Origin of the sequence: Paraburkholderia monticola, from assembly GCF_001580545.1 — a bacterium.
Lineage (GTDB): Bacteria > Pseudomonadota > Gammaproteobacteria > Burkholderiales > Burkholderiaceae > Paraburkholderia > Paraburkholderia monticola.
In genome coordinates this window covers 730,931-745,629 of sequence record NZ_LRBG01000038.1, presented here as the reverse complement: position 1 = coordinate 745,629, position 14,699 = coordinate 730,931, and the positions used below count along the sequence as shown (strand labels likewise).

The 14,699-nt window shown below is 65.6% G+C and carries 8 protein-coding genes; 5 read left to right on the top strand and 3 right to left on the bottom strand.

The window, feature by feature from the left end:
- Window positions 1-7 precede the first annotated feature (7 nt).
- The 3 genes from CI15_RS30745 to CI15_RS30735 all read right to left on the bottom strand — a co-directional run bounded on the left by CI15_RS30745 (window position 8) and on the right by CI15_RS30735 (window position 7,107).
- A complete protein-coding gene (locus tag CI15_RS30745; protein WP_082814335.1) occupies window positions 8-3,328 on the bottom strand; it encodes an adenylate/guanylate cyclase domain-containing protein in 3,321 nt (1,106 codons plus the stop codon).
- Between the two features lie 110 nt (window positions 3,329-3,438).
- Window positions 3,439-5,784, bottom strand: coding sequence for a bifunctional diguanylate cyclase/phosphodiesterase (locus CI15_RS30740; RefSeq protein ID WP_062135999.1), 2,346 nt, complete (start codon window positions 5,782-5,784; stop codon window positions 3,439-3,441).
- A 174-nt stretch (window positions 5,785-5,958) separates the two neighbouring features.
- Window positions 5,959-7,107, bottom strand: a complete 1,149-nt coding sequence (locus CI15_RS30735; protein ID WP_062135996.1) for a GGDEF domain-containing protein — start codon at window positions 7,105-7,107, stop codon at window positions 5,959-5,961.
- Window positions 7,108-7,564: 457 nt separating this feature from the next.
- Here CI15_RS30735 and bcsD point away from each other — a divergent pair, with 457 nt between their 5' ends.
- From bcsD to bcsB, 5 genes are all read left to right on the top strand, one after another.
- A complete protein-coding gene (gene bcsD / locus CI15_RS30730; protein ID WP_062135993.1) occupies window positions 7,565-8,020 on the top strand; it encodes a cellulose biosynthesis protein BcsD in 456 nt (151 codons plus the stop codon).
- A gap of 142 nt (window positions 8,021-8,162) precedes the next feature.
- Window positions 8,163-9,137, top strand: coding sequence for a cellulose biosynthesis protein BcsP (bcsP, locus tag CI15_RS30725; protein ID WP_062135990.1), 975 nt, complete (start codon window positions 8,163-8,165; stop codon window positions 9,135-9,137).
- A complete protein-coding gene (gene bcsQ, locus CI15_RS30720) occupies window positions 9,134-9,922 on the top strand; it encodes a cellulose biosynthesis protein BcsQ (RefSeq protein WP_062135987.1) in 789 nt (262 codons plus the stop codon). Before bcsP ends, bcsQ begins: the two co-directional genes overlap by 4 nt.
- Window positions 9,919-12,126 carry a UDP-forming cellulose synthase catalytic subunit gene (bcsA, locus tag CI15_RS30715; protein ID WP_062135984.1) on the top strand — a complete coding sequence of 736 codons (2,208 nt, stop codon included), beginning with the start codon at window positions 9,919-9,921 and terminating at the stop codon, window positions 12,124-12,126. The genes bcsQ and bcsA overlap by 4 nt, the downstream gene beginning before the upstream one ends.
- A gap of 3 nt (window positions 12,127-12,129) precedes the next feature.
- Window positions 12,130-14,688: a cellulose biosynthesis cyclic di-GMP-binding regulatory protein BcsB gene (gene bcsB / locus CI15_RS30710; protein WP_062135980.1), complete on the top strand. Its 2,559-nt coding sequence runs from the start codon at window positions 12,130-12,132 to the stop codon at window positions 14,686-14,688.
- Window positions 14,689-14,699: the final 11 nt, after the last annotated feature.

Genomic DNA, 14,699 nt, shown 5'->3' with positions numbered 1-14,699 from the left:
GGTCTGTTCAGTGATGTAGTGGCTTGATGCCCATTTCCCGGCAAAGCGACGCGGCGTCTGCCGCACTTTTCTCGCTCAATGCTTTATCTCCGCCCATCTTTTGCAGCCGGGATAGTCCGTATAGGCACTGTGCTTGCAAGGGCCGCATTTCAAGTTCGCGGCCGATCATCGAAGCCATGCGATAGTGCTCGTGAGCTTCCTCAATCCTGGATGCGCCCGCGTTGCCATCCGAGACCAGATCTCCCAACAGGCACCAGGCCCAGGCCTCGTTGCCTCGTTCGCCGGAGGCTCGAGCAAGATCAATGGCGTCACGTGCGTGAGTGAGGGCTTCATCTTGTCGACCAGCGAGCTGACACACTCGACCCGAAATTGAGAGCACTAGCGAGTGGCCGAACGTTAAACTACTCGCCGCTGCCTGGCGGACCGCCTCTTCGAGCACGACCCGTGCCTCATCGGTGCGTCCCAGTGCGGCATACGCGGCACCGAGACAGGAGGCGATCCGAGGAACGTAGATCGGAAACTCAGCGCTCCTGCACATGGCCAGTGCTGGCTCAAGTACCTCGACAGCAACGTCGGGATTGCCTCGAATAAGGTGCATCCGTCCGACACCGTGGCCGGCAAAAATCAGTTCCTCTGGCTCATTCATCTCTCGGGCCATGTCGGTCGCCTTCTGTCCAAGGACGGCAGCCTCGTCGAATCGGCCGAGTTCAGCCAGACACAGCACCAACCAGATCCGAGCGTTGACGCGCGTGAATTTCGCGTAAGACTCATGGGGCCCGCGGCCTTGGCCTTCATGGAGCAGATCTAGCGCCTGTCGAGCATGTTCCATCGCGCGTTCATAGTCTCCGCGGCCATAACGTGACCTTGCCAGCATCATGGCTGCCCACGCCTTCGCATCGGGGTCGCTTCGCCGCTCCGCCAACGCCAGAGCACGTTCGCCTGCCTCGACGGCGCCGACCAGATCGCCTAGCGAACCGAGCGTGAAAGCCAGCCTTGATAGAACGCGTGATAGGCGCACCTCGTCGCCGAGTCCTTCGGCCAGACGTTTCGCGCTTTCCAGATTCTCCCGGTCCCGCGCCAATTCTCCGAGCGGATAAAGGGAGTGGTTGAGTTCCCATCGAACGTCGATGATTTCGCCAAGTATTTCGGCGGAGGACGGCAGCGCCGCATAGGCAGTCAGGGCTTTCTCGAACAGGACCGACGCCTCCCGATGAGCAGCGCGTTCCGCAGAGTTCTGACCAGCACGCCGCCACAGCCGGACCGCCTTTTCCGTCAATCCAGCCTGGGCGCAGTGTTCGGCCAGGATTTCCGGTCGTTGCTCCGTTACGTCGGCAAAATGATTCTCGAGCTCCATCGCGATCCGGGCATGCAGTTGCTGTCGCCTGTCTCGCAGCATGGAACTGTACGCGGCGTCTTGCACCAGGGCGTGCTTGAAGGTGTATTCCGCATTCGGTGGCACCCCGCGCCGGAAAACCAGTTCGGCACTGACGAGATGATCCAATGCATCGTCCAGACGCGCCTTCGGCATCGACGCGACCGCACTGATGAGCTCATAAGAAAATCGCCGGCCGATTGCGGCGGCGACCTGTGCGACATCCCGCACTGGGGCCAGGCGATCGAGACGCGCCATCAGCGAAGCGTGCAGCGTCATCGGGATCGCCAGCGGTGGCAGCGGTCTGTCGAGCACGTAGCGCCCGTCCTGCTCGCGCAATGCGCCGCTCTCCAGCAACATTCTGGTCAGTTCTTCGACAAATAGTGGTACTCCGTCAGTACGCTCAATGATCCGGTCCGTGACCTCATTGGGCAGTGCCTTGCCAAGCGTTATCCGTTCGATCATCTCGGCTCGTTGCCGAGGGGTCAGACGATTGAGAGTCAGAAGCATCACTTCTGAACGGCCGATCCAACGAGATTTGAACTCGGGCCGGAAGCTGACGATCAGCAGGGCAGGCAGGGTTGCAATGAGATCGACAAGATGGTCCAGCGCTTCGAGCGAACTCGGGTCGGCCCAATGCGCATCTTCGAACAATATCAGCAGCGGCCGGCGCATTGCCCGGTCCTTGATCTGCGCAATTATCGTGCTAAGCGTCCTGTCCTTGTACTGCTGCGGCGTGAGGTTAAGCGTCGGGTATCGACCCTCCGTTGGAATCGACAGCAATGCCGCCACCAGCGGCGCAGCTTCGCGCCGAGTGTCGGCGGCGAACGCGAGCACCGCCTCCAGTTTATCGAGGCGTTGTTCAGCCGTATCGTCCCTCCGCAGACCGGCGGCACGTTCGAGCTGGGAAATGAACGGGTAGTAGGCACTGTCCTGATGCCGCCGCGAGCAGAAATACCGCAGGCGCTCGTGCGGCTCGAATTGAAGCCGCTCTTCGAGAGAGGTGGTCAGCCGCGATTTCCCGATACCCGCCTCGCCGGAAAGGAGCACGACCTGCCCCTCGCCATTTTTCGCCCGCTGCCATCGGCGAAGCAACAAGCCGATCTCTTCGTCGCGTCCGACAATCGGCGTCAAGGTGGTCGCGTGCAGCGCCTCGGAGTGGCTTTCGACTCCGCTGGGGCCGAGCACTTGCCAAACCCGCACCGCTTCGTCAAAACCCTTCACCGTCACGAAACCCATGTCACGGTAGTCAAACAACCCGGCCGTAAGCCGCTGCGTGCTGGCAGCAATCACCACTGTCCCGGCTTCGGCCAACGTCTGCAGCCGGGCAGCGAGATTGGGCGTCTCACCGACGACGCCGGGCTCCCGGGATTCGCCCTGATCCCTCCGATCGCCGACTACCACGACGCCGGTAGCAATGCCGATCCGCACCCGCAAACTTGCGTCGATTCCGGAATCGAGCTTGCCGATGGTTCGCACCAGTGTCAGTCCAGCACGTACGGCCCGCTCGGCATCGTCCTCATGCGCCTGAGGATAACCAAAATAGACCATCACACCATCGCCCATGTACTGGGCAATGAAGCCGCCTGCGCTGGCGATGACATCCGCGCATCCGCGGTAATAAACAGCGAGGACCTTGCGCATGTCTTCTGGATCGAGCCGCTTCGAGAGAGCGGTCGAGCCGACCAGATCGCAGAACATGACAGTGAGCTGGCGCCGGTCCGCGTCATCGCGTGACTGGGGCGTGGTCAGGGTTGGAGATATGGCAGCGGCGCCGTCGCCAAGCTGGTTGATTGCACGCAGGATTTTGCGGCGATGCCCAAGCAGGACGCCAAGATCCTTCAGATCCTGGTCCGTCAGATCGCGCAGGACAGAGGGATCGATACCGTTCTCGGCAAAGAGCTGGACATACTCGGTCAAGCCGAGTGATGCCAACCACTCTGCAATGCTGGCCACGGTTTATCTCCTGAAGGCGGCTGCCTAACAGAATGTTAGGAAAAACATCTGTTCTGCGCTGGTCGATTTGCCGCAACTTTGGCGCGCACATCGGCCCGAGGCGCCTCCCCCTACTCCCCCGCCGGCCAAGGCAAGCCTCGCGCCGACCAATCCAGCTCGACCCCAACCACACAGCGCCCGCTCGCCAGTTGCACCGCCACCGTCACTGCAATGCACGGCCGCCCGCTCGCCAGTGAAAGATAAGGATTGCTGGTGATCGCCTCGCCGGGCAGCAGCACCGCATTGCGGAAGTACGGCCGATGATCCCAGCGCGCATCGCGCGGATTGGCGACCGGTTGCAGCGACGCGGCATCCTTGCTCCACGACGGCCCCGGCACCTCGTGACCGATCTGCCGGCCCGTGTCGTCGAGAATGAAGCAGCTGATGCATCGCTCGAAGGTGGCGAGCAGCGCGAACGCGTCGTCCATCACGGCGCCCGCGCGCAAGCCGTCGGCCGCGCGGCGCAGTTCGCGCCGGTACGGCTCCACCTCGGATTCGAACAGCGCATGCTGATGTGCGCGGCCTTGCGCGATCACGTCGAACGCATCGTCGATCTGGCGGTGCACCGACTCGGGCGGCGCGATCTCGCTCGCAGGCCGGCCGAGCAGATAGCCCTGCGCGAAATCGACATTCGATTCCACCGCGAGGATCAGCTCCTCGGCCGTCTCGACGCCTTCGACGACCACCAGCATGCCCGCCTGGTGCAGCAGCGACACGAGCTTCGGCAGGATCGGCTGCTGCGTGCCATGCGTCGTCGCGCGAATCAGCTCGCCGTCGAGCTTCACGAGGTCCGGGCGGATGCGTAGCAGCCGGTCCAGATTCGATTGGCCCGCGCCGAAGTCGTCGACGGCGATCAGGAAGCCGTGCTGGCGATATCGCGCCGCCGCGCGCGACATCTCGTCGACGCTGCCGCCATGCGATTCGAGAATCTCCAGAATCACGCGCTCGGGTTCGAGCCCCGCGGCGCGCACGATCTTCGTCAACTGATCGGCGTAGCCGTCGGCGACGAACGTGGCCGGCAGAATGTTCAGGAACAGCCACGCATCGCCGGGCAGCGCGCGGCGCGCATTGCCGAGATGCACCGCGTGGCTCGCGCGGTCGAGCGCGCCTTCGTCGCTCGTCGGCTTCGGCGCGAACATCACGACCGGCGGCACCAGCGTGCCGTCGTCCTGCTCGCCGCGCAGCAGCGCCTCGAAGCCGACCTGCTTCTGATGCGACAGGCTGTAGAGCGGCTGGAAGTGCGAGATCAGATAAAAGTCTTCCCAGCGATAACGCGACGCGCCCGCTTCGGTGCCCGCAGCGCGCGGCGCGAAGACAGCTTCGAAAGGCGGCTGCAGCGCATCGAACGGCGGCGCGCGCTCGGCGCACACCCGGTTGCGGCCCAAGTGCTTCGCGCGCAGCAACGCCTCGTCCGCGCGATCGAGCAGCGCCATGAAGCTCTCGCCGCGGCGGTGCTCGGCGACGCCGAAGCTCGCGGTCAGATGGCCGTCGGGCCGTTCGATCGCGGTGATGCCAACGCGCATCCGCTCGGCGAGTTGCAGCGCGCGGCTGAGCTCGTCGTCGAGCAGCACCGCGAACTCCTCGCCACCGAGACGGCTCACGCTATGGTAAAGCGCGACTTCGTCCTTCAGCACCTGAGCGACCTCGAACAGCGCATGGTCGCCGACCGCATGGCCGTAGCGGTCGTTGAGCGACTTGAAGCTGTCGATGTCGAGAAAGATCGCACTGAGCCGCGCACCCGGCGCAAGTGCCGCGAGGCGCGCCTCCGCATGCTTGACGAAGGCACGGCGGTTTTGCAGACCGGTCAGCGGATCGGTCGCGGCGAGTTGCGCAAGCTGACTCTCCAGCAAATAGTGATTGCGCCGGAAACGGTAGAAGCCGAAATGAAACACTGCTGCCGTCGGTGCACCGATCGCGATGACCCACGTCCATACGGCCGCGTCGACCTCGCGCGGATGCGTTTCGCCGAGCAGCAGCGCGATGGCCACCGCATAGAACAGCGCGTTGCCGGTGAAGAAATGCACCGGCGTGAGCCACAGCGGCGCCGCGCAGATCGGTATCACGACGAGCGCGGGCAGCAACCACGCCAACGGATGCGCGACGCCGCTCGCATTCAGCACGAGCCCGCCGATCAGCACCAGTTCATACACGACACCGATCGCGCCGAACAGCGCCGTCGACTTCGTGCTGGGAATCGCCAGCACCAGCAGCGCGAGTACGAGCGCGCACAGCATCCGGTAGCCGAGTGGCACAGCAGGGATGCCGACCAGTTCGCGCGCCGCCACCATGCACAGGAACGTGACGACCGTGAAGGCCATCGTCACGATGGAAAGCGGCCGCTGATGCTCGAGCGAGCGCTGGTGAAAGCGCTCGCGCAAGCTCGGCTCGGGCGGGTGCTGCGTCGGGATGGCAGACATAGAGGGATGATCAGGCTGGGGTTCCGGTCACCCCACCTATGGTTATCGGCAAACGTCCGGCAAACATTTATGGCTAACGTACGACGACGTATAAATTCATCGACTACCGTCCCACTATGCGGTCAGAGGCGCGAGGCGGCATGCGCTGGGGCATGCCCGCTGCGCCCCTTTCCCCTATACCGCCGCCATCACCCGATCGCGCCCTGCCGCTTTCGCCGCATATAACGCGCGGTCGGCGCGCGCCATCATCTGCGCCAGCGATTCACCGGGCCGCTGCTGATCGACGCCGACGCTGAACGTGTAGCGCAGCCCGCCCGGCAAGTCGTCCGGTGCGGTGGCCGCAAGCCGCGCGCGCAGCCGCTCGAGCAGCACGACCGCCTCGGCGGCCGTGGTCGCCGGACACAGCACGCCGAACTCCTCGCCGCCGAGTCGTCCGAACACATCGCCGATTCGCAGCTCGCGCGCGACGAACGCCGCGAAGTGCGCGAGCACCTGGTCGCCGGCCGCATGGCCGTGGGTATCGTTGACGGCTTTGAACGAATCGATGTCGACGATCGCGATCGCGACCGGCAAGCCCGTGCGCAACGACGCGTTCAGCAATGCGCCGCCGATTTCGAGGAACGCGCGGCGCGACAGCGAGCCGGTCAGGTCGTCGACGTTGGCGAGCCGTTCGAGGCGCTCGGCGAGGCGGTCGTGCGCGAGCATCACGACGCCGATCGACAGGAACGGCGGCGCGAGGATGCCGAGTGCGAGGAACACGATGTTGGGTATCGACACCTGCATCAGGTTCGTCTGCTCGAGCAGGTGGAAGCCGTACATGATGCCGCGCGTCGCGTGGCCCACGCACAGCAGCAACGCCGCGGTCGCGACAAAGTGGAAGCTGTAGCGTGGCCGGTTGGCGGGGCGTCCGTTCAGCATCGACAGACCGATCAGCGCATAGAGGCTCGCGTGATACGCGGACACCAGCGCCACGCGCGCATTGAAGTTCGGTGCGACGAAGGACCAGTAGATCATGCCGGCCAGCACGAGCAGGAGCCCCACATAAGCGGGCCAGGGCCGCGTGCGGCGGTCGAGAAAGCGCAGGCAGCCTTCGAGCAGGAGCAGCAGCCCGAGCGCCAACAGCACGTTGGCCGCGACGATCGTCAGCCACGGTGACGCATGTCCCTGCAGGGACACGCCAAGCAGCGAGACGACTGCCATCGCGTTGGCCGCGATCCAGTAGCTGACACCCGGAATCGCCGCGCGCCTGAGCGAGCAGAGCACGGCCATCGCCATTGCGTCCGCTAGAACCGTGACCAGCAGGATAGTGAGTGGATTGAGCATTGCATATTGTTTGGCGCCGCGGCGATGACTCGCGATAGATTTTGCAAGGTCATTTTGACAAATTGGCCGTGCAAAATTTCGAACGATACGCTACCCGTTGCGTGCATGTTTAAAAAGCAAAGCTCAAAGCATGCCCGAATTGCCGGTTATTGCATCTCAGACCGCTTAAGCTTTTTGTTGCATCAAGCAAAAGCAAACGTTTCAATTAGCATGAAACAGCAAAAATTACGCAATTGCCGTGTCTCCAATGCGCGTCAATATATGCATAGAGCGATCATTCGAAAGTGGCTAAAAGTTAGCGTCTTAAGTAGACTTCTCACGATGTGTGCCGGGCACACTAGACGGCCCGGTAGAAATGACGTAAACGACGCGCGCCGCGCAATTGCCGAACTACTCTGATATTCAATGGCTGTCACGTTCGCGGATAGGCAACGGGCAGCGACCACAACCTGAAACCATGGCCCCCATCCTCGACTATCTGCTGGAACGCCAAATCTCGCCGCAATGGCGCGGCATGCTGAGCGCACTGGCAAGCGAGTTCGAAGCGCAGATCGGCCGTGACGAGTTGCGTCAGCTGATGCATCGCGTCGGCAGCCGTTTCGCGCTCGCGCATCCGCTGCCCGCCTGCTCGTCGACGGCCGAGCTCGAGCAGGCCTTGAATTCTTACTGGCATCCGATGGATTGGGGTTACGTCGCGCTCGCCGACGAGGCGGAGTCGCTGCGCATCGTTCACTACTGCGCGCCGCTGCCCGCGTTCGGCGATTCGGCACTCGCCTGGACGCCGGCGTTTCTCGAAGGCGTCTATCAGACGTGGTTGAGCGCGTTGGGCGCGCAGGGTTTGTCGGTCGTGCAGACGAGCGCGTTCGGCGAGGACAGCTCCCTCGAATTCCGCCTCGGCCGTCATCCGGCCTGAGCGACGGCGGGTCCGCACGCATCGATAAGAACGTGTGGGGCAGCGATGCAACCGCCACGCGCGGTCAGGGAAGTTTCAAATAAAACAGCACCCCGGGGAGTCGGTTCGGGGCAATGCACGGCATGTTACAGACGACGGCATCATGAGTTCATCGAGCGACATCGACAAACTGTTCGAGCAATTCGGCGGCGACGCCACCGCGTACCAGGAGATCGGCCGCGAAAACGACGCGCGCACCGCGCGCACCCGTTGGCCCCTGCTCGTAACACTCGATCTGACGCAACCGGCCATTCCCGCAATCGGCCCGCTTCGCGAGGCCAGACCGCAGCCGCCAGTGAGCGTGGCGCCGCGGGCCGCAGCCCATGAGGACACGACACCGAAGGACGTGGCGTCGGTGACGCGCGCGAAGGCGCCGCTGTTCACGCGCTCGCACCGGCGTGACATTCCGCCGGTGCCGCTGGCGCCCGCCAAGCCGGCGGCGCCGAGCGGCGCGTCGCGCTTCGCTTCGGCCGAGGAACCCGATGAGGCGGCTGCGCGCGCGGCGGCGGGCACGGCTGCCGCGCCGAGTGCTCCGGTTGCGCCGGGTGCTGCCGCGTCAGCACCGGTCCCGCCGATCGCGGCACCCGCACCGTCACCGGCGCAAACGCAGGCACAAACGTCAGTTCCGCCGACCGCTCCCGCATGGTTCACCTCGAGCGCATCGCCCACCCCGCCCGCCGTGGAGCCCGTGAGCCCCCCATCCACCTTCAGGTTCGGCGCGCCGGCCGCGCAAGCGGTCACGCCGGCCGCGCCTGGCGCGCCGAGCTGGGCGCGCCCCGCCGCGCCCGCTTATGGCAGCGCGAACACGGCACCAGCACCGGCACCGTCGATGCAACCGCCACCCGCGCCGCAACCTGCCCATGCGGCCCAGCCGCCGTCGATCCTCGGCAAGGTGTTCGCCACGCAGCAGACCCGCCCAGCGCCGCCGCAAGCCGCCGCGCCCGCACCCCAGGCCACGTCGCTGAACTCGGTCTTCGACCGTCTGCGCGGCACCCCCGCTCAAGGCACTCAGGCGCCCGCCGACAATTCGCGCGGCGCCGTCCCCTCCTGGCTCACCAACGGTCCGCGTCGCCCATGAAAGTCATTGCCGTGGTGTCCGCCAAAGGCGGGGTCGGTAAAACCACCCTCGCCGCCAATCTCGCCTCCGTGCTCGCCAACAGCGGCCGGCGCGTGATCGCGCTCGATCTCGATCCGCAGAACGCGCTGCGTCTGCATTTCGGCGTGCCGCTCGACAGCATCGACGGCCTGTCGCGCGCGACGCTGTCCGGCAACCCGTGGCAAACGGTGATGTTCGACGGCATCGACGGCGTGACCGTGCTGCCGTACGGCGTCTTGCTCGAGGACGACCGCCGGCGCTTCGAGGCACAGGTCGACCAGCATCCGCAGTGGCTCGCGCAGTCGCTGCAGAACCTGCGGCTAGACCCGTCCGACATCGTGATCGTCGACACCCCGCCCGGCTCGTCCACCTACGTGCGCACCGCGCTGTGCGCAGCCAACTTCGTCGTGAACGTCGTGCTCGCCGACGCCGCGTCGTACGCGGCGATCCCGCAGATGGAGCGGCTGATCGACACCTACGCGGCACCGCGCGCGGACTTCGGCGGCGCTGGCTACGTGATCAATCAGATCGACCAGTCTCGCCAGTTGACCAAAGACGTGCTGAAGGTGCTGCGCCAGATGCTCGGCAACAAGGTGTTCCCCGGCGTGATCCATCTCGACGAAGGCGTCAGCGAAGCGCTCGCCTGCGACACCACGCTGATCCATTACGACCCCCTGAGCCAGGCCGCCGCCGACTTCCGCGCGTGCGGCGCCTGGCTCATGGCGGCGCTCGACGCGATCGCCGCCCAGCCAAGGAACGTCGCATGAGCAGCCCAGCCTCCTCGCGCGAGCCCGAAGGCGGCGAGCCGTCGCGGTTCGGACGCTTCGTCGACGCGAACTTCTGGAACAGCCGCATCGTCACCGGGCTCGTCACGCTGCTCGCGCTGTACATGCTGTACTTCGTGTTCACGGTGCCGCTCGAGTTCTACCAGCAGCTGACCTTCGCGACCCTCTGCTTCGTGCTCGCGCTGCTGTTTCGCCGTCTGCCCGGCCGCTACGCGACGATGGTGATGATCATGCTGTCGGTCGTCGCATCGGGCCGCTACATGTACTGGCGCCTGACCGAAACGACCTCATGGGAACAGCCGCTCGACGCAATCTGGGGTCTGCTGCTCGTGTCCGCCGAGGTCTACGCGACGCTCGTGCTGATGCTCGGCTACTTTCAGACCGCATGGCCGCTCAAGCGCAAGCCGCTGCCGCTGCCGGCCAATCGCGACGAGTGGCCGAGCGTCGACGTGTTCATCCCGACCTACAACGAGCCGCTCAGCGTCGTCAAACCGACCATCTACGCGGCGCTGGCGCTCGACTACCCGGCCGACAAGATGGCGATCCACGTGCTCGACGACGGCCGGCGCCCCGAGTTCAAGGCGTTCTGCGAGGAAGTCGGCGTCAACTGGACGATCCGCACGCACAATCGTCACGCGAAGGCCGGCAACATCAACGAAGCACTGAAGATCACCAGCGGCGAGTACCTCGCGATCTTCGACTGCGATCACATCCCGACCCGCTCGTTCCTGCAGATCGGCCTCGGCTGGTTCCTGCGCGACAAGCTGCTGTCGATGCTGCAAACGCCGCACCACTTCTTCTCCGCCGACCCGTTCGAGCGCAACCTCGGCACCTTCCGCAAGGTGCCGAACGAAGGCGAGCTGTTCTACGGCCTCGTGCAGGACGGCAACGATCTGTGGAACGCGACGTTCTTCTGCGGCTCGTGCGCGCTCTTGCGCCGGAACATGGTTGAAGAGATTGGCGGCATCGCGGTGGAGACCGTCACCGAGGACGCGCACACCGCGCTGAAGCTGCACCGCCTCGGCTACACCACCGCGTATCTGGCGATTCCGCAGGCCGCCGGTCTCGCGACCGAAAGCCTGTCGGGCCACATCGGCCAGCGCATCCGCTGGGCGCGCGGCATGACGCAGATCTTCCGCATCGATAATCCGCTCTCCGGCAAGGGGCTGAAAATCGGCCAGCGGCTGTGTTACCTGAACGCGATGATGCACTTCTTCTACGGCGTGCCGCGTCTCGTGTTCCTGACCGCGCCGCTGTCGTATCTGTTCTTCGGCGCGCATGTGATCGAAGCGGCGGCCAGCACGATCGCGATCTACGCGCTACCGCACATGATGCATGCGAGCATCACGAACTCGCGCATGCAGCGCCTGTTCCGCCATTCGTTCTGGGCCGAGGTGTACGAGTCGGTGCTCGCGTCGTACATCACCGCGCCGACGCTGCTCGCGCTGATCAATCCGAAGCTTGGAAAGTTCAACGTGACGGCCAAGGGCGGCGTGATCGAGAAGAGCTACTTCGACTGGTCGATTTCGCGGCCGTATCTGTTCCTGCTGCTCCTGAACCTGCTCGGTTTCCTCGCGGGGCTCGTGCACATCTACGTGAACTGGCATGTGCGCAGCATCGTCGAGACCACGCTGCTCAATCTCGCGTGGACCGGCTACAACATGCTGATCCTCGGCGCGAGCGTGGCCGCCGCGAGCGAGCGCCGCCAGATCCGCGCGGTGCCCCGCGTCGCGATGAAAATCCCCGTGATGCTGAAGTTCTCGACCGGCCGCACGCTCGCGTGCGAAACGATCGACTACTCGGAAGGCGGCGTCGGCGTCGCGCTGCCCAACAGCATCGAAGTACCGATGCAGGAGCGCGTGAGCGTGTCGCTGTTCCGTGGCGACGAGGAATATGCGTTCCCGGCCACCGTCAGCTTTACCGAACCGGGACGCGTGGGGCTGCGCTTCGCGTCGATGTCGCGCGAACAGGAGTACGAATTCGTGAAAACCACCTTCGCCCGCGCGGATGCGTGGACCGGCTGGGCCGAGGGTCGCGAGACGGACACGCCGCTGCGCGGCCTGTCGCACGTGCTGCAGGTCGGCGTGCGCGGCATCGCGGGTCTGTTCGAGCATCTGTACGACGACTTGCGCAGTTCGATCAAACGCCGTCCAACGGACGTCAAGAAGCTAAAAACCAAAGACTGATCTATGGGCAACAGGATAGCGAAGGACAATCTCGAACGTCCGGCTCACGGGCGCAACAGCACTGGAGCCCAATCGCGCTTTTTTGCCCGCCAGGGCTCCCCGCGCTCGCGGCGAGTCATGCGTGGCATCGCCTGCTGGCTCGCGCTGCAGACTGCGCTGGTGTCGTTCGTGCCGCTGGCTGAAGCGGCGACCGCGGCGGCCACCGCGGCGGCCAAGCCGGCCTCGGCCGCGGTGGCGACCGCTGGCGTGGCGCAGGTCGCGACCGGCGTCGGCAACGTGCCCGCGCCGGGCCCCGCCGTGCCGTTCGATCCGAACGCGATCGCCCAGGGCGCGCTCGCCACGCCGACGCCCGCGCTCGGGGCGTCGTCGGTGAAGGCGCTCGGCATGCGCACGCCCACCACCGCCGAGCCGGGCACGCTGGTGCCGGGCGGGCGCCGCCAGACGCTGACGTTCGCCGACTTCGGCGCGCTCGATCCGCTGCAGTTGCGCGGCGTCGACGGCCAGAACGGCATCGCGTTCTCGGTGCGTGCCGACGAGGTCGTGACCGGCGCGACGCTGCATCTGATCTACAGCTACTCGCCCGCGCTGCTGGCGAACCTGTCGCAGCTGAAGGTGCTGCTCAACGGCGAAGTCGCGGCCACGCTACCGCTGCCGCACGAGCAGGCCGGCATGCTGGTCGCGCGCGACGTCTCGATCGATCCGCGCTTCATCACCGACTTCAACCACCTGAACCTGCAGCTGATCGGCCATTACACGACCGCCTGCGAAGACCCCGCGCACTCGTCGCTGTGGGCGACGATCAGCAACGCGAGCTCGCTCGACCTGACCTACTCGTCGCTCGCGACCAAGCCGGAGCTGGCCGCGCTGCCGCAACCGTTCTTCGACCGCCGCGACGTGCGCCGCCTCGAACTGCCGTTCGTGTTCGCGCAGAAGCCGGGCAACGGCACGCTCGAAGCGGCCGGCATCGTCGCGTCGTGGTTCGGCTCGCTCGCCGGCTATCGCGGCGCGGTGTTTCCCGCGCAGCTCGACAACGTGCCGCTGTCAGGCAACGCAGTCGTGTTCGCGACGAGCGATCAGCATCCGGCCGGCGTGACGATTCCCGAGATCACCGGCCCGACCGTCACCGTGGTCGAGCGCGACGCGAACGCGCGCGGCAAGCTGCTGCTCGTGCTCGGGCGCACCGAAGCCGAGCTGAAGACTGCCGCGAAGTCGCTCGGGATCGGCCATAGCACGCTGTCCGGCCCGAGCGCGACGATTACGGCACTCAACGAGATCACGCCGCGCGTGCCGTACGACGCGCCGAACTGGCTGCCGACCGACCGTGCCGTGCGCTTCGGCGAGCTCGCCGATCCGAAAGACCTGACCGTGTTCGGCTACGACGCCGACGCGGTGCGCATCAACATGCGCGTGCCGCCCGATCTGTTCATGTGGCACACGCGCGGCGCGCCGATCGATCTGCGCTACCGCTACACGGTGCGGCCGGCACGCGACCGCTCGTCGCTGAACATCAGCGTGAACAACGGCTTCGTGCAGGCGCTGCCGATTCCGTCGCGCGCGGCCTCGATCTTCGAGTTGAGCCGCTACTTCAACCTCGTGGCGTCCGACGGCACCGCCGAGGCGCGCCGCAACATCCGCATCCCGCCGCTGCTGCTGACGCCGCGCACCCAACTGCGCCTGCACTTCTACTACGACATCCCGAACACCGGCGAATGCGCGGGCCGCCTGCTGCAAAACGTGGTCGGCGCGATCGATCCGAACTCGACCATCGACCTGTCGTCGTTCCCGCACTTCATGGCGCTGCCCGATCTGGCCGCGTTCGCCAATAGCGGCTTCCCGTTCACGCGGATGGCGGACCTCTCCGAGACCGCCGCCGTGCTGCCCGACGACGCCGACCCGAGCGACTTCAGCCTGTATCTGCTGACGATGGGCCGCATGGGCGAATCGACCGGCTATCCGGTCACCGGCGTCACCGTCACGCATGCGGCCGACGTCGATCACTTCGCGGACAAGGACCTGCTGGTGTTCGGCGCGCCCGGCAAGCAGCCGTTGCTGCAGACCTGGGCGAAGTCGATGCCGTTCTCCAGCGACGGCGCCGCGCACACGTTCCAGCTGACCGACCTCGTGTTCAAGCTGGAGGACTGGTGGCACGGCGAGCGCGGCGTCGAGCGCGCGCCCGCGCGCGCCGATCTGACGATGGTCAGTTCGAACGGCGCGGCGCTCCTGACCGGCTTCGAGTCGCCGCTGCAGCGAGGCCGCAGCGCGGTCGCGCTGGTCAGCGCGGCCGGCCAGTCGGACGCCGATCTGTCCGCCGCGCTGCTCGACGCCGACGTGCTGCCGAAGATTCAAGGCGCGATGGCCGTGATCCACGGCCGCGACGTCACCATCACGTCGAACGGCACCGCATACTATGTCGGCCGTCTGTCGCCGCAGGAGTACCTGCGCTGGGCGCTGTCGTCGCACCCGCTCCTGCTGCTGTTCGGCGGCGTGCTCGCCGCGCTGATCATCGCGGGCCTGTGCTACCGGACGCTGCGCGCGCTCGCCGCGCGTCGACTGAAGGAATGATGGAACGGATA